Source organism: Glaciimonas sp. PCH181 (assembly GCF_003056055.1).
Classification (GTDB): Bacteria; Pseudomonadota; Gammaproteobacteria; order Burkholderiales; family Burkholderiaceae_D; genus Glaciimonas.
Genome location: NZ_PYFP01000003.1, coordinates 349,094 through 370,041, shown reverse-complemented (window position 1 = coordinate 370,041; position 20,948 = coordinate 349,094). Strand labels below are relative to the sequence as shown.

At 52.0% G+C, this 20,948-nt stretch carries 14 protein-coding genes; 7 read left to right on the top strand and 7 right to left on the bottom strand.

The genetic code is table 11. The annotated features are described in order from the left end of the window. Nucleotides 1-42: 42 nt before the first annotated feature. The 4 genes from C7W93_RS22300 to C7W93_RS22285 form a co-directional block, all read right to left on the bottom strand. Nucleotides 43-3,261 carry an efflux RND transporter permease subunit gene (locus C7W93_RS22300; protein ID WP_108442525.1) on the bottom strand — a complete coding sequence of 1,073 codons (3,219 nt, stop codon included), beginning with the start codon at nt 3,259-3,261 and terminating at the stop codon, nt 43-45. A 14-nt stretch (nt 3,262-3,275) separates the two neighbouring features. Then, nucleotides 3,276-6,425 (bottom strand): MdtB/MuxB family multidrug efflux RND transporter permease subunit, encoded by a 3,150-nt coding sequence (locus tag C7W93_RS22295; protein ID WP_108442524.1) that lies wholly within the window; start codon nt 6,423-6,425, stop codon nt 3,276-3,278. 158 nt (nt 6,426-6,583) lie between these two features. Beyond that, a complete protein-coding gene (locus C7W93_RS22290; RefSeq protein ID WP_225870002.1) occupies nt 6,584-8,068 on the bottom strand; it encodes an MdtA/MuxA family multidrug efflux RND transporter periplasmic adaptor subunit in 1,485 nt (494 codons plus the stop codon). A 461-nt stretch (nt 8,069-8,529) separates the two neighbouring features. Then, entirely contained in the window at nt 8,530-9,063 is a 534-nt protein-coding gene (locus C7W93_RS22285) for a Spy/CpxP family protein refolding chaperone (protein WP_161539972.1), read from the bottom strand. 214 nt (nt 9,064-9,277) lie between these two features. Here C7W93_RS22285 and C7W93_RS22280 point away from each other — a divergent pair, with 214 nt between their 5' ends. Both C7W93_RS22280 and C7W93_RS22275 read left to right on the top strand, forming a co-directional pair. Then, on the top strand, nt 9,278-10,009 hold the full coding sequence (locus C7W93_RS22280; protein WP_201747335.1) for a response regulator: 732 nt from the start codon (nt 9,278-9,280) through the stop codon (nt 10,007-10,009). Nucleotides 10,010-10,118: 109 nt separating this feature from the next. Beyond that, the gene (locus C7W93_RS22275; RefSeq protein WP_108442521.1) at nt 10,119-11,504 is read left to right on the top strand and encodes an ATP-binding protein; all 1,386 of its coding nucleotides are present in this window, start codon (nt 10,119-10,121) and stop codon (nt 11,502-11,504) included. Nucleotides 11,505-11,839: 335 nt separating this feature from the next. Here C7W93_RS22275 and C7W93_RS22270 read toward each other — a convergent pair whose 3' ends face one another. Beyond that, complete coding sequence (locus C7W93_RS22270; RefSeq protein WP_370446518.1) at nt 11,840-12,403, bottom strand: glycine zipper family protein; 564 nt, start codon at nt 12,401-12,403, stop codon at nt 11,840-11,842. Nucleotides 12,404-12,439: 36 nt separating this feature from the next. Continuing rightward, entirely contained in the window at nt 12,440-12,811 is a 372-nt protein-coding gene (locus C7W93_RS22265; RefSeq protein WP_108442520.1) for a hypothetical protein, read from the bottom strand. Between the two features lie 311 nt (nt 12,812-13,122). Here C7W93_RS22265 and mgrA point away from each other — a divergent pair, with 311 nt between their 5' ends. Then, on the top strand, nt 13,123-14,157 hold the full coding sequence (gene mgrA / locus C7W93_RS22260; RefSeq protein ID WP_108442519.1) for an L-glyceraldehyde 3-phosphate reductase: 1,035 nt from the start codon (nt 13,123-13,125) through the stop codon (nt 14,155-14,157). Nucleotides 14,158-14,239: 82 nt separating this feature from the next. On the opposite strand, the gene C7W93_RS22255 is transcribed toward mgrA, so the two are convergent. After that, nucleotides 14,240-15,268, bottom strand: coding sequence for a GlxA family transcriptional regulator (locus tag C7W93_RS22255; RefSeq protein WP_108442518.1), 1,029 nt, complete (start codon nt 15,266-15,268; stop codon nt 14,240-14,242). 631 nt (nt 15,269-15,899) lie between these two features. Here C7W93_RS22255 and C7W93_RS22250 point away from each other — a divergent pair. From C7W93_RS22250 to C7W93_RS22235, 4 genes are all read left to right on the top strand, one after another. Further along, nucleotides 15,900-17,174: a serine hydroxymethyltransferase gene (locus C7W93_RS22250; RefSeq protein ID WP_108442517.1), complete on the top strand. Its 1,275-nt coding sequence runs from the start codon at nt 15,900-15,902 to the stop codon at nt 17,172-17,174. An 84-nt stretch (nt 17,175-17,258) separates the two neighbouring features. Beyond that, a complete protein-coding gene (locus C7W93_RS22245) occupies nt 17,259-18,230 on the top strand; it encodes a dipeptidase (protein ID WP_108442516.1) in 972 nt (323 codons plus the stop codon). A gap of 76 nt (nt 18,231-18,306) precedes the next feature. Next, nucleotides 18,307-18,831 carry a DUF5943 domain-containing protein gene (locus C7W93_RS22240; RefSeq protein ID WP_108442515.1) on the top strand — a complete coding sequence of 175 codons (525 nt, stop codon included), beginning with the start codon at nt 18,307-18,309 and terminating at the stop codon, nt 18,829-18,831. Between the two features lie 37 nt (nt 18,832-18,868). Further along, entirely contained in the window at nt 18,869-20,932 is a 2,064-nt protein-coding gene (locus tag C7W93_RS22235; protein WP_108442514.1) for an NADH:flavin oxidoreductase, read from the top strand. Nucleotides 20,933-20,948: the final 16 nt, after the last annotated feature.

Below are 20,948 nucleotides of genomic sequence, written 5' to 3'. Positions count from 1 at the left end.
AATATCGTCGTTGTATTGTTAGCTATTCGATTGCCATCATCGTTAAACCTTTGCTTCTTCAAGATCGGTATCGTGGTCGCCACGGTTGAATTTTTGTTTCCACCAATGACTAAAACGATCCAGATACAGATACACCACAGGCGTTGTATAGAGCGTTAAGAGTTGACTCACAATCAGTCCGCCGACGATTGAAATACCTAGCGGCGTCCGCAATTCTGCGCCATCGCCGCGACCGAGTGCCAGCGGCACCGCGCCCAGCAGCGCAGCCATCGTGGTCATCAGAATCGGGCGGAAGCGCAGTAAGCAGGCTTCAAAAATAGCGTCGCGTGGGGACATCCCTTTGTTGCGCTCTGCGTCGAGTGCGAAGTCGATCATCATGATCGCGTTTTTCTTGACGATACCAATCAGCAGGATGACGCCGATCAGGGCAATCAGGCTGAAATCGGTTTTAGTCAACAATAACGCCAGCAACGCGCCAACGCCAGCAGAGGGCAGCGTCGATAGAATCGTCAGCGGATGAATATAGCTTTCATACAATATTCCCAGGACGATATATACCGCCAGTAATGCCGTCAAAATCAACATCGGCTGGCTCGATAGCGAGGACTGAAAAACGTTCGCAGTTCCGGCAAAAGTGCCGTGCACCGACGTTGGAACACCTAGACGGCTCATCGCGTTATTGATGGCGATGGTGGCGTCCGACAAAGACTTGTCAGGCGGCAAATTGAACGAAATGGTGGAGGCAATAAACTGGTTTTGATGATTCACCGATAACGCCGTGGTGGTGGCTTCAAAGCGCGCGAACGAGGACAATGGAATTTGTGCTTCAACCGCCGTCGAGAGCGTTTGCGCCAGCGACGAGTTGGATGCCTGCTGGCCATTTGCTGTCAGCGCCGGTGGCGTTCCCAATGCTGACGTGGTGGGCGAAAGGTTGGCATTTTGCGGCGTAATACTGACAAACGTTTTGTTAAGAATTTCCGGACTTTGCCAGTATTCGGGAGCAGCTTCCATCACGACGTGATATTGATTCATGCCGCTATAGATCGTCGATATCTGACGTTGCCCAAATAAATCGCTGAGGGAAGAGTCAATCAACTGTGGTGTTACACCGCTGCGGATTGCGGTTTCGCGGTCGATGACTAGAGAGGTTTGCAGGCCCTTGTCGTTCTGGTCGGTATTGACGTCGGCCAACTCTGGCAATGCGTCCAGCGCGGCGCGTATTTTGGGTTCCCAGAGGCGTAATTGGGTGAGATCATCGGATTGCAAGGTGTATTGATACTGGGCATCGCTGGAGCGACCGCCAACGCGGATATCCTGTACCGATTGCAGAAACAGATTTGCGCCGGGGACATTGCTGAGTTTGCCACGCAGTCGCGCAATCACCAGATCGGCAGATAATTTACGTTCGGATAATGGCTTGAGAGTAATAAACATCGATCCGCTGTTCCGTCGTGCGCCGCCGGTGAAGGCAATCACATTTTCGACAGCAGGATCTTTTTGGACGATGGCGACGAAAGTCTTTAGTTTGGTCTGCATCGCTTGAAACGAGATCGACTGATCACCTTGAATACCGCCGATTAATCGACCTGTATCCTGTTGCGGGAAAAAGCCTTTCGGGATGATCTTATATAGATGGATATTTAACGCCACAGTTGCCACCAGAATCAAGATCATCAGTGGCGAGAAACGCAATGCCCACGTCAGCGAGCGTTTATAGCCGTTCAGCATGCTATCGAAAATGCGTTCGGTGGCGTTAAAGAATCGCCCTTGTTTGCGATGGGGATTGTGCTTCAATAGCCGGGCGCACATCATTGGCGTAGTTGTCAGCGACACGACCAGTGAAACCAGAATCGCCGCCGACAGTGTCACCGCAAATTCACGGAACAAGCGTCCGACAATGCCGCCCATCAACAGAATCGGGATGAAAACCGCGATCAGCGAAATGCTCATCGACAGTACGGTGAAGCCAACTTCACGTGCACCTTTGATGGCGGCGTCGTAGGGTTTCATGCCTTCTTCGACGTGACGCGAGACGTTTTCCAGGACGACAATTGCATCGTCGACGACAAAGCCGGTGGCAATTGTCAGCGCCATTAATGACAAATTATCCAGGCTATAGCCTAGTAAATACATGATCCCAAAGGTGCCGATCAGTGAGATCGGTACGGCGACGGTGGGGATCAGCGCAGCACGGGCATTCCGCAAAAACATGAATACCACCATGATGACCAGCGCAATGGACATCAGCAGCGTGTGTTCGGTATCCCGTAACGAGGCACGAATGGTCGGGGTGCGGTCCAGCGCCACATTCAGATTGATGGCGGCGGGGATTGAGGCTTGCAATTCCGGCAGCAGGGCGCGGACGTTGTCCACCGTCTGAATAATGTTCGCACCCGGTTGCCGACTCAAAATTACCAGAACCGATGGTTTGCCATTGGCGGAACCCGCATTGCGCAAATCGGCGACTGAATCGACGACGGTGGCAACGTCCTGCACGCGGATCGGTGCGCCGTTGCGATACGACACTACCAGCGGCATGTATTCTTTGGCAGTTTTGGCCTGATCGTTGGCATAAATTTGCCAGTTTCTGTCGCCGTCTTCGAGGATTCCTTTAGGACGATTGGCGTTGGTCGCGGCGACCGCTGTGCGCACGTCGGCGCTGCCGATACCGTATTTATTCAGCGCCGTGGGATTTAATTCAATCCGTACCGCCGGTTGCGAACTGCCGCCTACGCTGACGCTACCGATGCCTTCAACCTGCGATAATTTTTGCGCCAGAATCGTGTCAGCAGCATCGTAAATCTGTCCTTGCGTCATGCTGTCCGAGGTCAAGGACAAAATCATCACCGGTGCATCGGCGGGATTGACTTTGCGGTAGGTCGGACTGCTAGGCATGCCGCTGGGCAATAAATTACGGGCTGCATTTAACGCCGCCTGCACATCCCGTGCTGCGCCATCGATATCACGACTTAAATCGAATTGCAGGGTGATGCGGGTTGAATTGAGCGAGCTTGAGGAGGTCATTTCCGTGACCCCCGCGATGGAACCTAAGGCGCGTTCCAGCGGCGTGGCAATGGTGGCCGCCATCGTTTCCGGACTCGCACCGGGCATCGATGCAGAGATTGAAATCGTCGGAAAATCAACTTGCGGTAGTGGCGACACCGGCAGCAGCCGGAACGCCACGATACCCGCCAGCGCGATGCCGATCGTCAGCAGAGTGGTGGCGATTGGGCGCTGAATAAAGGGAAGCGAAATATTCATAAAGTCAGCTCAGATCAAGGCCGCACCGGATCGGTGCTGATGCGGGTGTCATGATCGCCGTCATCTTCATGATCGTCGTCAGTTTTGCCAAAACGCGCTTTGAAACGGCGCGACAAACGGTCGAACGCCAGATAAATAACCGGTGTTGTGAACAGCGTCAATACTTGCGACACCAGCAAACCGCCGACCATCGTGATACCCAGCGGTTGGCGTAATTCTGCACCGACACCGGTACCCAGCATCAACGGTAACGCGCCCAACAGCGCTGCCATCGTCGTCATCAAAATCGGCCGGAAACGCAGCAAGCACGCTTGGAAAATCGCTTCGCGTGGCGCTAAACCTTCATTGCGTTCCGCATCCAACGCAAAGTCGATCATCATAATCGCGTTCTTTTTAACGATACCGATCAGCAAGATGATCCCGATGATCCCAATAATGCCCAGATCGTTGCCGGAAATCATCAACGACAATAACGCGCCAACGCCTGCCGAGGGCAGCGTTGAGAGAATCGTAATCGGATGAATATAGCTTTCATACAAGACGCCCAGCACGATATACATCGTGATGATGGCCGCCAGAATCAGCCACAGTGTATTGCTCAGCGAAGCCTGAAAAGCCAACGCCGCGCCCTGGAAGCGGGTTTGGATGCTGGCAGGTACGCCGATTTCTTGCTCGGCGGCGCGAATAGCATTCACGGCAGCACCCAGCGATGCGCCGGGGGCAAGATTGAATGAAATGGTGGTTGCCGGGAATTGCCCGATATGGTTGACGACCAATGGCGCTGTACGCTCGCTAACAGTGGCAATGCTGGAGAGCGGGACCTGGTTGCCGTTGGAGGCGACTAAATAGATACTGTCGAGCGCTGCCGGACCTTTTTGAAATTCGGGCTGGACTTCCATCACAACGCGATATTGATTCGATTGAGTATAGATCGTGGAAATCAGGCGTTGGCCAAACGCGTTATACAGCGCGTTGTCAATCGCGGCAGTGGTCAGGCCGAGGCGTGAGGCGGCGTTACGGTCAATCTCGATATACGCCTGCAAGCCTTGATTTTGCTGGTTGCTGGCAACGTCAACCAAGTCCGGCAATTGCTGTAGTTTGGCGATCAGTTTAGGCACCCATTTTGCCAGTTCGACGCCATCAGCGTCGCCGATACTGAATTGATATTGGGTACGGCTGACGCTGTCTTCAATCGTCAAATCTTGCACCGGCTGCATGTATAAGGTGATGCCGGGCACGTCTCGCGTTAACTTCGGTTGCAAGCGCCGAATCACGTCGGTGGCGCTGACATCGCGAGTATCGTGGGCTTTCAGATTGATCAGAATGCGGCCGCTGTTAAGTGTGGTGTTGACACCATCGACACCGATGAACGACGACAGGCTTTCGACCGCAGGATCTTCTAATACGACTTTGGCCAGCGCTTGCTGACGCTCCGACATCGCGGCGAAAGAGGTGGATTGCGTGGCTTCTGAAATTCCTTGAATCACGCCGGTATCCTGGATCGGAAAGAAGCCTTTTGGGATGAAGATATAGAGTACGACGGTCAATGCCAGCGTGCCCAGCGCCACCACCAACGTGGCATTTTGATGTTCTAGCACCCATTCCAGCGCTTTGCCGTAACGCGCAATGATATTGTCAAAAAACGCGCCGCTTTTGCGATAGAACCAGCTTTGCTTTTCTTCTGGCGTATGGCGCAACAACTTGGCGCACATCATCGGTGTCAGGGTCAGCGAAATAAAGGCTGAAATCAGAATCGCAACCGCTAACGTAATCGCAAATTCCCGAAACAGCCGACCAACGACATCGCCCATAAACAGCAGTGGGATCAATACTGCAATTAGCGAAAACGTCAGCGAAATAATGGTGAAGCCGATTTGCTCTGCACCCTTTAACGCAGCTTGCAATGGCTTCATGCCTTGCTCGATATAGCGCGAAATATTCTCGATCATCACAATCGCGTCATCGACCACAAAACCGGTCGCGATGGTAAGTGCCATTAACGTCAGATTGTTGATCGAAAATCCGGCCATATACATAATTCCGAAAGTGCCAACCAGCGATAAAGGCACGGCAACACTTGGAATAATGGTGGCGGGAACGTTGCGCAGAAAGATAAAAATGACCATTACGACCAGAATCACCGCGAGGATTAACTCGAACTCAACGTCTCTGACAGAGGCGCGAATGGTAGTGGTGCGGTCGGTCAGAATTTTGACATCAATTGCGCCGGGTAAAGTGTCTTGCAACGACGGCAGGATTTTTTTGATGCTATCAACGACGCCGATCACGTTGGCGCCCGGCTGGCGCTGGATATTGAGGATGACGGCGGGAGCGTGATTGGCCCATGCGGCCAGACGAATATTTTCTGCACCATCGACGACATTGCCGATATCGGAAACCCTGATCGGTGCCCCGTTTTTATAGGCAATGATCAGGTTGCGGTATTCGTCGGCGGATTTTAGCTGGTCGTTGGCATCGATGGTGGAGGCGCGGCTCGGACCATCAAAGCTGCCCTTGGCCTGATTCACGTTGGCGTTGCCGATGGCGGTGCGAATATCATCCAGATTCAGGCTGAGCGCAGCAATGGCACGCGGATTCAATTGCATCCGGACCGCAGGGCGTTGACCGCCGGACAAACTGACTAAACCGACGCCGGGCACTTGCGAGATTTTCTGCGCCAGACGGGTGTCGATCAGATCTTGTACTTTAGGTAACGGTAGCGTTGTGGAAGTGATAGCCAGCGACAAAATCGGGGTGTCAGCCGGATTGACCTTGTTGTAGATCGGTGGCGTCGGCAGGTCTGACGGCAGCAAATTGCCAGCGGCGTTGATCGCAGCCTGTACTTCTTGCTCGGCGATATCCAGACTCAGATCGAGGCTGAACTGCAGTGTGATGACCGATGCGCCGCCTGAACTGGTGGAGGACATTTGATTCAGCCCTGGCATCTGCCCGAACTGACGTTCCAGCGGTGCTGTGACGGATGAGGTCATGACGTCCGGGCTGGCACCCGGATAGAGGGTGACGACTTGAATCGTTGGGTAGTCTACTTCCGGCAAAGCCGATAACGGTAGCTGTTTGTAAGCGACGATACCGGCTAAAAAGATGGCGACCATCATTAAAGTGGTGGCTATCGGCCGGAGAATAAACTGACGTGATGGATTCATGCGCTGGGGGTCGTGTTTATGCGTTCGTTATGGTCGGTACTGTATCGTCGTGAAACGATGGTCTTTAAGCATTTATCTTAAGGCAGTAACTTAATGCGGTATTCGTCAAACGATCACGGCGAAACGTCGCCGTGATCGAGGTTTTATGGGCGACAGGGTCAGGGTTGCGTACCGCTTTGTGTCGGTTGTCCGGATGTGCCGGAACGCTGACGCCTTGGTCGGTCGGCGGCGTCGGCGTCGGCGCTGGAACTGGCGCTGGTGCTACTAGCGCTAGCCGCGGCTGGCGTCGATGTCGCTGCTGCCGATGCCGATGCATCTGCACCGTCTTGACGGCGATGGCGTTTTGGCTTCGTGGTCGGATTGGCTGCATCAGCGAGTGCGCCGCCTGCGCCACGTTTGACCGGCTCTACTTTGGCACCTTCGCGTAACTTATCAACACCGTCAACGACGACGACGTCGCCCGCTGCTATTCCCTTATCGATGGCAGTGTTTTCACCTTCAACCGGACCTGCAGTAATCGGACGAATAGTGACGGTTTTATCTTCCTTGACGACATATACAAACAAACCGTTGCTGCCGCGCTGAATCGCCGCGCTTGGGATGACGATGGCGCCTTGGCGCGTGTCAAGCAACAGGCGGACGTTGACGAACTGGCTGGGGAACAGGGCGTAATCGTTGTTGGGGAATACGGCTTTTAACTTGACGGTGCCGGTGGTGCTGTCGACCTGATTGTCTATCGTAACTAGTTGGCCGGAAGCCAGTTTATTAGCCTGAGCGCGATCCCATGCGTCGGCTGTCAATGTTTTTCCTGCTTGAATTTGCTTCATCACACCCGGAATATTATCTTCAGGAATGCTGAAAATGGCCGTAATCGGTTGCAGTTGCGTAATGATGACCACGCCGGTAGCGTCTGACGCATGCACAATATTACCTAAATCGACCTGCCGCAAACCGAGGCGACCGCTAATCGGTGCCGTGACGCGGGAATAGGCCAGTTGCAAACGGGCATTATCCAGCGTGCCCTGATCTGACTTGACCGTGCCTTCGTATTGTTTGACCAATGCCGCTTGTGTATCCACCAATTGGCTGGCGATAGAATCTTGCGCCAATAGCGTCTGATAACGTTTTAAATCGATTTGCGCTGCTTTGAGCAGGGCGGTGTCATGTGCAGTCTGACCTTCTGCCTGCGTGACTAATACTTGATAAGGGCGTGGATCAAGCTCAGCCAGCAACGCACCGGCTTTCACTGTCTGGCCTTCCTGGAAATGGATCTTCATGAGCTGACCATCGACCCGGCTTTTGACGGTGGCGGTGGCCTCCGGCGTCACGCTGCCCAGTCCTGACAGATAGATATGTACATCGGCAACTTGCGCTGTGGCGACGCCGACTGGCATGGGCATATTTGCGCCACCGCCGGGCATGCCGCCACGACGACCTTTACCACCACTCTGACTGGCAGAAGGCGCACCTTGACCGTCCGCAGGCGGACTATTTCGTCCCCACAGAAAATAGGCTCCCGCGCCTAATACCACCACCACTAATAATACCCAACGCCAGATATGGGATGATCCGGGACGCTTATCTTGCATGTCGGTGTGAGTTGGCGGCAGGGGATTTTGATCGTTCGGTGGGGTTGTGTTCATCGCGGGCCGGAAGTCAGTCAATGTTGTGTGAAGGTGTGAATTGAAGCAGTGTAACGAGTAATTTTTACCCGCGTAATGATTCATGCAAAGTATTACATAGTGATGAAACAAGGCTCGGGTAAATCTACCCTGGCGGCATTACTCTTCTTGCAATTGGTGCTTTGCCGCTGACATGCGTGATGCCCGTCCGTGCGCGACAATTCTCAGAAAAATTTGATCGCGCATTATACGAATCTTCACAACTTACGCTAAGTTGTTTTAGCTTATATGCAATTTACGTTATCTTATTCATGGCGTTTATTGTTTTAAAAGCCCCCAGGTTATATCGCCGGGGGCTTTTGCACTTTTTGGAGTGTTTAATCTGGTTGCCAGAGTATCAAACTTTCGTTTTCCATTGCAACCAAGATAACATTTAAGCGCTATTTCCTAGTTAACTTTTAAGGCCAACCAAAGCGTTCATTTTACATTCCGTGATGACCACCCCAGCCGCCATGACCACGATGTCCACGATGGCCGTGGCTAAAGTGTGCATCGAGGATTTTTTGTTGTGCCGGTGTCAGCGTTGCATAAAACGTTTTCAATGCCGCTGCACGTTCGGTCATGTGCGCTTCCATTTTTTTCATGAATTCGATCCGATGATCCATGCGTTCAGGCGCGGTTTGCTTAGCCCATTCTTCCTTGCTTGGGCGATGCATCGGCATATCGCCGCGTGGTGGCTGCATTTGACTGATATAGGTTTTCCAGGCGCCTTCTTGCGCAGGGGTGATTTTCAGCTCGTCATGCAGCTTAGCCTGACGTTTTGCGATTTTTTCGGCAAATTTGGCGCGTTGCTCAGCGCTTGGCGGTTGATGCATTTGTTTCCCGGCGGTGCCGGCTTGCGCCATAGCAGGTGCGTTGTCGGTAGTTGGCGCGTTTTGGGCATAGGCACTCATCCCCATGGCACTAATGCCAATAGCGGTGACGACTATGGAAAGTTGTTTGCGGAGTTGGAACATGATAAATCCTTTCAGGGAGAGTTGAGCAGTTGACTGCACAGGACCCATTAAACCGCAGCCGTGTATCAACGATCTTTCCTCATGCCATCGGTTTGTAACCCTCTGTGTTGGGTCGCGGCTGCTTTGTATCGCTTTGTATCAAGAGCGCGTCTAGATATGCAAATATACAAAATTAGCTTCGCCATTGTGTTCAACCGTTGCCATAATCGTCCCCATGGATACTACTGCACACATATTGGTGGTCGACGACGACCGCGAAATCCGCACTTTGCTGGCCGAATATCTCGACGCCAACGGGTTGCGCACATTAACGGCTAATAATGGCGCTGAAATGCGTCGGGTATTAGAAGAGGCGCGGGTCGATCTGATCGTGCTGGATCTGACTTTGCCGGGGGAAGACGGCCTGACGCTTTGTCGCACTTTACGCGCGCATCCGGTCCATTTTGGGATTCCCGTGATTATGCTGACGGCACGCGGCGAACCGCTGGATCGTATTTTGGGTCTGGAGATGGGGGCCGACGATTATCTATCCAAGCCATTTGAACCGCGTGAGTTGTTTGCACGTATTCGTAGCGTGTTACGACGTACGCAGGCTTTGCCGCCAAATATGGCGACGCCAGAAGCGCAGCAGATACAGTTTGCCGGTATGACGCTGGATTTAATTGCCCGTCATCTGGTGAATCGCGAGGGTGTAGTGATTGCGCTGTCGGGTGCTGAATACCGGATTTTGAAGGTTTTTCTGGATCATCCGAACCGGATTTTGAACCGCGATCAATTGCTTGAACTGACGCAGGGTCGGGAAGCTGATCCATTTGATCGCTCAGTGGATATTCAAATTAGCCGCCTGCGCCAGAAATTGGGCGACGATGCGCGGACCCCGGTGATTATCAAAACCGTGCGTAACGAGGGTTATGTACTGGCGACTTCGGTCTCGATAGATGGATGAACGTCTATAAAATACTCTGCCGGAGTTATTTTTCTTAGCCATTCCAAAAAGTATCGTCTGTTTCGGCAGACGTAAATCCTCGATGTGAGTATTAAATGTGGCTAAAAATGTGAAGAATTTTTTCGATTCAGTGGCTAATCGGGTATTCCTGATTTTGCTCGCCGGGATACTGGTGGCGGCTGGCACGACTAGCTGGCTGGCTGAGAATGAGCGCCGCAATGCTTTTCGTGAGCTGTACGATTTTCGGGTAGCCGAACGCGTCGAACAAATCGTTCTGTCGCTGGATGAGATCAATACCGACATGCGGCAGGCAGTGCTGCAAGCCAGTGAAAATTTTGGGATGGAAGCAAGTCTGGCAACGGATACAGAAAATGTTGTATCTGAAAACGCTTCTCTTGCAGCCATATTAAAAGCGCGTTTGGGCAATACCCGACAGATCGTGGTCGCGAAGGAAGTGGGTTGCAATTTGCGCTTTGGCAGACCACCCGGTCCGCAAGGCGGTGGTAATTACGGACCACGGCGGAGCGATGAATGTCAGGTGGTGTATGTCAGTCTGAAAGATGGCGCATTGCTGAAGTTGAAACTGAGGATGATGCGCGATCCCGGCGGTTTGCGCGGTCGTCCACCGGGTTTCCCTTCTTTGTCGCCTTATTTTGCCTTGTTTTTAGGCCTGATTGGGGTGCTCGCTTATGTTGTGGCAAGGATGACGGCGAGACCGATTAAGAATTTGGCAGAGGCAGCGTCGGCGTTGGGTCGGGATATCGATCGACCGCCTCTGAAAGAACAGGGGCCGACTGAAATCCGTCAGGCGGCCAGTGCATTCAATGCAATGCAGGCCCGCATCAAGCGCCAGATTCAGCATCGCACGCATATGCTGGCGGCGATTACGCATGATTTGCAAACGCCGCTGACGCGATTGCGGTTGCGTTTTGAGAAGGTCAGCGATCTTGATTTGCGCCATAAGTTGGTGGAGGATTTGGCGGTGATGCAGGGCATGGTGCGTGAGGGGTTGGATTTGGCGCGGAGTATGGATTCGGCCGAGGCCATGCAGCTGATGGATATTGATTCGCTTTTGGATAGTGTGTGCGCGGATGCGGCTGATGCGGGGCAGGATGTGACGTTGAGTGGGCAGACGCGGGCGTCGATTATGGCGCAGCCAAATACGTTGCGGCGGTGTTTGACTAATCTTGTGGATAACGCTGTTAAATATGGTCGTTTTGCGCGCTTGCAGATTGTGCGTGAAGGGATTGGGGATCAGAGTTTTATTGTTATTCGGATACGGGATGGGGGAAGTGGGATTCCTGAGGATCAGTTGACGGCGGTGTTTGAGCCGTTTTTTAGATTGGAGACGTCGCGGTCCCGGGATACTGGTGGGACGGGGCTAGGGCTCACCATTGCGCGCAATATCGCTGAGAATCATCGGGCTACTTTGGTGTTGAGGAATCATCCTGAGGGTGGGTTGGAGGTGGTTTTGCGGTTGCCGGTGAAGGGATAAGGGGGCGGTTTTGTTTTGTTTAATTTAGTTATGGCTGACATGGTTTGAGCTCCGTGGAGGCAAGCCGGGGGCACCTGGCCGAAGCAAGAAAAAGTAACTAGCTGCCGAGCTTTCCCCGACGAACTAACCACGGAGAAAAACCCATTTAAATACAACCAATCCCAAGCCAATCCAAGCTCTTAAAATCCCCCACAAACACCCCAACTCCAAGACCAAAGAGGCCGAAAAAAATCTCCATCCAAATCGCAGAGCCAAAAAAAAACCTGCTTCTGAATCCAGAAACAGGTTTGTACGCAGCGCAGAAAATAACTTAAAACAACTTAACTTAATTTAAATTAATAAGGCACATAGTCCGGCGGCGTATCATAGCCACGCCGTTGCGGTGGATAGTAATCCTGTGGCACAGCTGCCGGCGCATACTGCTGACGACGATTATCATCATAGCCAGCCGGCACAGGAACCCGATTACCCTTGGCATACATACATTGGGTATAAACATTATTATATTGCCGCTGCATCCCGGCACCACTTCGATTAGCATTATTGCTAGCAGCCGAGCTACCAACCAACAGCCCGCCACCCGCACCAATAGCAGCACCAGCACCAGCACGTCCACTTGCAGCACCAATCAGCGCACCAACCGTCGCGCCGATTAAAGTACCGGCAACCGCGGTCCCAGTCGCGTTATCAGCCGTAGCCTGCGCTGCACCTGGCCCAACACGATCCTGCGCATACTGATGACAAGAAGCATCGTCATTTCTAAACTGATCATAACTTTTACCCGCGCCAGGCATCGCCATCACGTTCGGGCCAGTCGGCACACCAACACAACCACCCAACATCACCACCGCCGCAGCAGCGAGAACTTTTAATGGCTTGTTCAAAAATGGATTATTCACAATGACACCCTTATATTTTGCTTTTATAACGCTTAATTATCTTGGTTGAGAGTTGTCTGGTACCACCTTCAGCCACCCTTTAGGGCAACGCGGAACCTGTGGGTAGTAACCTTGTGGATTCGAGCAGTAAAATCTGTAATCCGCCGCAACAGCAGCAGAATCACTACGCTCAATATAAGTTTGACGTTCCGGCTCGATATAAACCGGCTGCGGCGCGTAATATACTGGCGGTGGCGCGTAATAAACCGGTGGTGGTCCGTAATAATAAGGATCGCCTATGCTGATGCCAACACTCGGCCCATAAAAGCCGCCATGTCCGTAATAGCCACCCCGACCCCAAGCATAACTGGCGCTGCTGGCTGCCAATAAGCTCATCGCAGTTAATATTAATAAGATAATTTTTTTCATGATCCGTGTCTCAATATTTGCATGGTAACTTAATCATAATTCGGCTTTTTAACTATTACCAAGCTAAGTTACTTTCGGTTGCAAATCCCGTGGTTGAAGTCAGAAATTGATACAATTTTTCTGGAAGATTCTCGCGCGCTTATCGTTAATTCTGTGACAACGGCGCAACGCCGATGCATAAATCGCAAAAACGGTAAGATGTTACCTCGTTTGCATCTTAAATCACACAGAGTAAGCAAATCGTTCTCGATCCGGCAACCGGGCAACTGCGGCGCCAAAGTCGTTATAAATGAAACAAGGATAACTACTACATGACTTATCACGCCTCCAATACGCGTTACGAACAAATGCAATACCGCTTTTGCGGTCGCAGTGGATTAAAACTCCCTTTGTTGTCGATGGGTTTATGGCATAACTTTGGCGACACCACCTCGTTCGCATTGCAACGTGAAATGGTGCATACCGCTTTTGATTCGGGTATTACACACTTTGATCTGGCGAATAACTACGGCCCACCTTACGGCAGTGCAGAAACTAATTTCGGTCGGATTTTGAAAGAGGATTTAAAGCCCTATCGCGATGAACTGATTATCTCCACCAAAGCGGGCTGGGATATGTGGCCGGGTCCTTACGGGCAGGGCGGCGGTTCGCGTAAATATGTGTTGGCCAGTCTTGATCAGAGTTTGCAGCGTTTAGGGTTGGATTACGTCGATATCTTTTATTCGCACCGTTTCGATCCAGAAACGCCACTGGAAGAAACCATGGGCGCTTTGGCGACGGCTGTGCAGCAGGGCAAGGCGCTGTATGTCGGCGTATCCTCTTACTCGCCAGAGAAAACCCAGGAAGCGGCGCGTTTGCTGCGTGAGTGGAAAGTACCTTGCCTGATTCATCAGCCCTCTTACAATATGTTCAATCGGTGGATTGAAAAGGGATTACTGGACGCGCTGGAAGCCGAGGGCATGGGCTGCATCACTTTTACCGCGCTGGCGCAAGGCTTGTTAACCGACAAGTATCTGAAAGGCATTCCAGATGATGCACGGGTCAATCGGGCGGGTGGAGGATCGCTACAAAAATCCCATTTGAGTCCAGAAAATCTGGCCCGGGTCAAAGCATTAAATGCGATCGCGGAATCACGTGGACAAAGTCTGGCGCAGATGGCGCTGGCCTGGGTTTTGCGCGATCCCCGCGTGACGACCACGTTAATTGGTGCTAGCAGCCCGGCACAGATTATCGAAAATGTCGCTGCATTAAAACGATTGGATTTTACGGCTCAAGAGTTGGTTGCGATAGATGTACAGGCGCAAGAAGGCGGTATTAATTTGTGGGAAAAATCCTCCAACGGATAATCACATTTGTCGTCCAGTAAGTGGAATTAAATGAAAAAGGCCTGCATTATTGCAGGCCTTTTGCTTTTCAAGTCTCCTCTTTTTACATATAGGAGGAGACCTGTTGAAATGCCGGATTTGCAGGCGGCGTCAACATCGGAATCGGCATTGCTGCCTGTTTGCGCCGCTCCGAACTCGGGGCTACATTAAATACTTCGCGATAGGTTTTACTGAAATGGCAAGCCGACTGAAAGCCGCAGGCCATCGTAATACTCAGAATCGACATATCGGTTTGACGTAATAATTCACGCGCTTTGCGCAAGCGCAACGTCAAATAATAATGCGTCGGCGACATGCCCATATGTTCTTTAAACATGCGCTGTAATTGTCGTGGAGAAGAGTTGGATAGTTGTGCTAAATCTTCCAGCGATAACGGCTCTTCAATATTAGCTTCCATCAGCGACACAACTTCCACCATCGCAGGCCGTGCAGAATTCATCCGCACCGTTAGCGGCACGCGCTGCTGATCTTTATCGTCGCGCACGTGCTCCAGAATGAATTGATCGGCGATGGCGGCGATAGTCGTTTTGCCGACTTGCCAGGAAATCAGATTCAGCATCATATCCAGCGGTGCAATGCCGCCCGTGCATGTCAGGCGATCGCGATCGATGACGAACAGATCGCGGGAGAATGAGACCGATGGAAATGACTTGCGCAACGCCGACATGTTTTCCCAATGCGTGGCGCAGGTATAACCATCCAGCAAGCCGGCTTTTGCCAGCGCAAAGGTGCCAGTGCATAAACTGCCCATGGCAATGCCCTGACTGGCAAAGCTATGTATCAATGCCAGCGATTCGGCGTTAATCGCCGTTTCGATGTCTGTGCCGCCACAGACAAAGACCACGTCAGGACAATCTTCTGGGTCCGGGCGGGAGGCGTTTACGGCCAAGCCGTTGCTGGCCGTCACAAGTCCACCTTCCGGGCTGATCACAGACCAGCGATAGAGCTGTTTTCCCTCCAGATAATTGGCCATCCGTAATACTTCAATCGCGTTTGAGAACGCAATCATCGTAAAACTATTCAGAGGAAGAAACGCAAAATGGGAGAAAGAGGAAATCTCATTTTTAGACATGACCGGACTCCGTTGGCAAACATCAGCGACGGACAATGTACCGTCCATCTATGGAAATAAACAAATGCTTTCGGTTGTGCACTGCAATAACCGTGCCATTGTTGTGCTCATAAATTACGCTGTGTACTATGCGCCGTTTGCACGAGCCTGCGAACTTTTTAATGCCACGCCATAGAGCTAGACGCGTCAGTTTTGGCCTGATAAAAGGTAAAAAACTCGGCTATGAATGATGGTTTATTTGCCGTTCTGCGAGGTTGATTTCTGTTGTTATTTTGCGCTATGACAGTGCTTGATGCCCATATTTTGGGCAAGCGAGCCATTTTGGGTCGTTTTAATGGATCTCTGCGGCAATGCCGTGTTGCAGCACAAAAATAATAATATTTTTCTCTTGAATATTCTTAATGCACTGATTGCCCCGCGCTTGCCAAAAAGTGACGGCATTGTCGTAATTTGAAAGGTTCCCGTCCGCTTTAGGAAATAGCGCAGCAAGGCTTAGGACAAGAATGTTGTCAACAGAGAGAGTCAGAAAAATCCGGTTTCATGCCACTGAATTCTCTTTTAAACGTTGCTTAACGATTACCGCGTTTTTTCTTAATTGCTTCTTGGTTACTGCTCACTACGGACCTGCCACATGACCTCTAAAAATGCATTTTTTTCCCAGTCACTTGCTCAGCGCGATGCGCCGGTAATGCAAGCCATTGCGCTTGAACTGGGGCGCCAGCAAGACCAGATTGAAATGATCGCCTCTGAAAATATCGTCTCGCGCGCGGTGCTCGAAGCGCAGGGATCGGTATTGACTAACAAGTATGCCGAGGGCTATCCCGGCAAGCGCTATTATGGCGGTTGCGAATTTGTCGATCAGATTGAAGTACTTGCGCTGGATCGGGTAAAGCAACTGTTCGGTGCCACTTACGCCAACGTGCAGCCGCATTCGGGCGCACAGGCCAACGGCGCAGTCATGCTGGCGCTGGTGAAGCCGGGCGATACGGTGCTCGGGATGTCGCTGGATGCCGGTGGTCATTTAACCCACGGTGCGCGTCCGGCGATGTCGGGAAAATGGTTTAACGCGGTGCAATACGGCGTGCGTCCCGATACATTGCTGATCGATTATGATCAAGTTGAGGCGCTGGCCAAAGAACATCAGCCACGCTTGATTATTGCCGGTTATTCCGCTTATCCACGGCAACTCGACTTTGCCCGTTTCCGTGCCATTGCCGATAGCGTCGGCGCGCTGCTGATGGTGGATATGGCGCATATCGCTGGCTTGGTGGCGACCGGGCATCATCCAAATCCTATTGAACACGCCCACGTCGTCACCTCGACTACGCATAAAACCTTGCGCGGCCCGCGTGGCGGCTTCATCCTCACTAATCACGAAGATATCGCCAAGAAAATCAATTCAGCAGTTTTCCCTGGCCTGCAAGGCGGTCCGCTGATGCATGTCATCGCGGGTAAAGCCGTGGCGTTTGGCGAGGCGCTACAACCTGAGTTTAAAGAATATATCGGCAACGTCGTTGCCAATGCCAGCGCATTGGGCGAAGTGCTGAAAAAAGGTGGCGTCGATCTGGTCACAGGCGGCACCGAAAATCATTTACTGCTAGTCGATTTACGCCCAAAAGGCCTTAAAGGAACCGACGTAGAACACGCGTTGGAACGCGCCGGTATTACCTGCAACAAAAACGGTATTCCATTCGATACCGAAAAACCGACCATTACCTCCGGCATTCGTCTAGGCACGCCAGCGGGCACCGCACGTGGATTTGGCGTCGAAGAATTTCGCACTATCGGCGGCCTGATTGTAGAAGTGCTGGACGGTCTGGCACGCAAGCCAGAAGGCTGCACCGAGACCGAACAGAGCGTGCGGCTGCGGGTTGCTGCGATGTGCAAACTTTTCCCTATTTATTAAAAATTTGCGATTAGTCGATGAATGATTTTTATCCATCAATGGTCGCCCACTTTCTTCGTTTTTCCGGTCATCACGGAGTACGTCATGAATGCATTGCATCAACAAAGTCTGGTCATCGATGGTTTGAATATCTCCAAGTGGGAGCGGCCTGTTTTTGAAGACATGAAAAAGGGTGGCTTAAGCGCCGTCAATTGCACGATTTCGGTCTGGGAAAATTTTCAGGCGACCGTTGGCAATATCGTCGATATGAAAACCCTGATCCGTGATAACGCCGATTTGCTGACTTTGGTGCGGGGCGTCGATGACATACACCGCGCCAAGAAAGAAGGTCGCACCGGCGTCATTCTCGGCTTTCAAAATGCTCACGCATTTGAAGACAATCTGGGTTACATCGAAGTCTTCGCCGAACTGGGCGTGCGCGTGGTGCAGCTCTGCTATAACACTCAAAATCTGGTCGGCACCGGTTGCTATGAAAGAGATGGCGGCCTGTCTGGATTTGGGCGCGAAGTGATCGCTGAAATGAATCGGGTTGGGATCATGGTCGATCTTTCACACGTCGGCGGCAATACCTCGACCGAGGCGATTCTGGCGTCGTCAAAACCGGTCTGCTATTCGCATTGTCTGCCGTCCGGACTGAAGGAGCATCCTCGTAATAAGAGTGATGAACAACTCAAATTCATCGCTGACCATAATGGTTTTATTGGCGTCACCATGTTTCCGCCTTTCCTAAAGCGCGGCAGCAACGCGGACGTAAATGACTATGTTGAAGCGTTCGATTATGTGATCAATCTGGTGGGCGATGATTGCGTCGGCATCGGCACCGACTTTACCCAAGGTTACGGCAAACCTTTCTTCGAATGGTTAACCCACGACAAAGGTCGTCATCGTCGTCTGACCGACTTTGGCACCGTCGCCAATCCGGAAGGCTTCCGCACTATTGGCGATTTTCCCAACCTGACTGCGGCGATGGAGCGCGCAGGCTGGAAAGAAAACCGTATTCGTAAAGTATTAGGTGAAAACTGGATGCGCGTATTTGGTGAAGTCTGGGTTAGCTGATGCTGGGCAGAGCCTGCAAAAACAACCACGCCATGCGCCGCCTGTTTCCGATTTATAAATAAATGAGGAGTACCCGATGAAACCCCAATTGCCTATCGAAGTAGATGCGGATACCGGCGTCTGGACGACTGATAATTTGCCGATGTTGTACGTGCCGCGTCATTTTTTCACCAATAACCATACCGCTGTAGAAGCCGCATTAGGACGTGAAAAATATGCGCAAATTCTATACGAAGCCGGTCATAAGTCGGCCTACTTCTGGTGCGAAAAAGAAGCCGCGCAACATGGCATGAGCGGTTTGGAAGTCTATCAACATTATCTGAATCGTCTGTCCCAGCGCGGTTGGGGTTTGTTTAGCTTTTCTGAGGTGGATGCGCCGGCAGCCACGGCAAAAATCAAGCTGGTGAATTCATCCTTCGTTCTGCAACAAGTGAAAGCGCAAGGCAAACTTTGCTACATGTTTGCAGGCTGGTTTTCGGGCGCAATGGATTGGGTTTCGGACACCACCGGTGAAAAAATAAAAGCTACTTGCGTCGAAACCCAATGCGCAGGCGAAGGCCATACGCATTGCGAATTCACGGTCACGCCTGTAGCAGCCTAATTGATAGTGTGCATTTTTTAGAACTAGAGAACTCACCATGCGTTACCCTCATCTTTTTTCACCGCTGACACTTAATAAAGTAACGCTACGTAATCGCGTTGTCAGTACCGCGCATGCGGAAGTGTATGCCGACGCCGGTGGTTTGCCGGGTGAACGTTATATCCGTTATTACGAAGAAAAAGCCAAGGGCGGTCTGGGTCTGGCGATTTGCGGTGGATCTAGTGTGGTGTCCATCGACAGCCCACAAGGTTGGTGGAAATCGGTCAATCTGACCACCGATAAAGTGATCGAGCCATTGTCGCGGCTGGCAGAAGCGATGCATCGGCACGGCGCAAAAATCATGATTCAGGCGACGCACATGGGCCGTCGTAGTTCATGGCACGGAGAGAATTGGCCGCATTTGCTGACGCCATCAGGGATTCGTGAGCCGGTTCATCGCGGTAACGCCAAAATGATCGAGATTGAGGAAATTCGTCGCGTCATTGCCGACTTTGCCGCTGCCGCCAAACGTGTCAAAGCGGCAGGCATGGACGGTATCGAAATTTCCGCCGCGCATCAGCAATTGATCGATCAGTTCTGGAGTCCACGTGTGAATCATCGCACTGACGAATACGGTGGTAGTCTGGAAAATCGCATGCGTTTCGGCGTAGAAGTATTGACCGCGGTGCGCGCCGCAGTCGGCCCGGATTTTTGCGTCGGCATGCGCATGTGCGGTGACGAATTTCATGAAGACGGCATCGATCACGAAACCGCAAAACAGATAGCCAAAGCCATGTCGGAGACCGGCTTAATCGATTTTCTGAGCGTCGTCGGTTCCGGCGCGGATACCCACAATACGCTGGTCAATTGCATGCCGCCGATGGCATTGCCGCCAGAGCCTTTCGTGCATTTGGCGGCAGGGATTAAAACGGTGTCGAAAGTCCCGGTAATGCACGCCCAAAGCATTCGTGATGCAGGTCAGGCCGAGCGGATTCTGGCGACGGGCATGGTCGATCTGGTCGGGATGACACGGGGTCAGATTGCCGATCCGCATATGGTCATTAAAATTCGTGATGGCCGCGAAGATGAAATCAAACAATGCGTTGGTGCGAATTATTGCATCGACCGCCAATACAACGGTTTAGATGTTTTATGCATTCAGAACGCGGCAACCTCGCGTGAAGAAACCATGCCGCACATCATCGCCAAAAGCCATGGTCCAAAGCGTAAGGTTGTGGTTGTCGGCGCTGGCCCGGCCGGTCTGGAAGCCGCCCGCGTTGCACGGGAGCGTGGGCACGATGTTGTGTTATTTGAGCGCAGCGACGCAGTCGGCGGTCAAATCAATCTGGCCGCGAAGGCCCCGCAACGCGAACAAATGGCAGGGATTGTGCGTTGGTTTGATATGGAAACCAAACGACTTGGCGTAGATCGCCGGCTTGGCGTGGATGCCGATGAAGCCATGATTCTGGCAGAACAACCGGACATCATCGTGCTGGCAACGGGCGGTAGTAATTTCACCAGCCAAGTCCCAGCCTGGGGTGTAGCCGAAGGATTGGCAGTCAGTTCGTGGGATATTTTAAGCGGCCGCGTCGCACCGGGAAAAAACGTTCTTGTCTACGATGGGATTAGTACCCATGCCGGATTTGGCGTCGCAGATTTTCTGGCAAGTCGTGGCAGCCAGGTCGAAATCGTCACCCCCGATGTCAAGATTGCCGACGACACCGGCGGCACGACTTTCCCGATTTTCTATCGCCGCATGTATGCGCAAGGCATTATTCCTACGCCGAATTATTGGCTGGATCGAGTCTATGCCGAAGACGATAAAAAAATCGCCGTTCTGCGCAATGAATATACCGAAATACAGGAAGAGCGCGTAGTCGATCAGGTCGTCATCGAAAACGGCATTATGCCCAACGATAGTTTGTATTGGGCGCTTAAACCGCAATCGGCCAACCACGGGCAGACCGATATCAAAAAACTCTACGCGGCGCAGCCACAACCGGCGCTGGCAGAGCCGTTCGGCAACGGACGTTTTCTGCTATTCCGGGTGGGCGACTGTATCTCGATGCATAACATCCATGCCGCGATTTTTGATTCGCTGCGTTTGTGTAAAGACTTTTAACCATGTCGCTCGCGTA

Coding starts and splice junctions, on each gene's coding strand:
- C7W93_RS22300 (WP_108442525.1), bottom strand. CDS start 3,261: ATGAATATTTCGCTTCCCTTTATTCAGCGCCCAATCGCCACCACTCTG.
- C7W93_RS22295 (WP_108442524.1), bottom strand. CDS start 6,425: ATGAATCCATCACGTCAGTTTATTCTCCGGCCGATAGCCACCACTTTA.
- C7W93_RS22290 (WP_225870002.1), bottom strand. CDS start 8,068: ATGAACACAACCCCACCGAACGATCAAAATCCCCTGCCGCCAACTCAC.
- C7W93_RS22285 (WP_161539972.1), bottom strand. CDS start 9,063: ATGTTCCAACTCCGCAAACAACTTTCCATAGTCGTCACCGCTATTGGC.
- C7W93_RS22280 (WP_201747335.1), top strand. CDS start 9,278: ATGGATACTACTGCACACATATTGGTGGTCGACGACGACCGCGAAATC.
- C7W93_RS22265 (WP_108442520.1), bottom strand. CDS start 12,811: ATGAAAAAAATTATCTTATTAATATTAACTGCGATGAGCTTATTGGCA.
- mgrA (WP_108442519.1), top strand. CDS start 13,123: ATGACTTATCACGCCTCCAATACGCGTTACGAACAAATGCAATACCGC.
- C7W93_RS22255 (WP_108442518.1), bottom strand. CDS start 15,268: ATGTCTAAAAATGAGATTTCCTCTTTCTCCCATTTTGCGTTTCTTCCT.
- C7W93_RS22250 (WP_108442517.1), top strand. CDS start 15,900: ATGACCTCTAAAAATGCATTTTTTTCCCAGTCACTTGCTCAGCGCGAT.
- C7W93_RS22245 (WP_108442516.1), top strand. CDS start 17,259: ATGAATGCATTGCATCAACAAAGTCTGGTCATCGATGGTTTGAATATC.
- C7W93_RS22240 (WP_108442515.1), top strand. CDS start 18,307: ATGAAACCCCAATTGCCTATCGAAGTAGATGCGGATACCGGCGTCTGG.
- C7W93_RS22235 (WP_108442514.1), top strand. CDS start 18,869: ATGCGTTACCCTCATCTTTTTTCACCGCTGACACTTAATAAAGTAACG.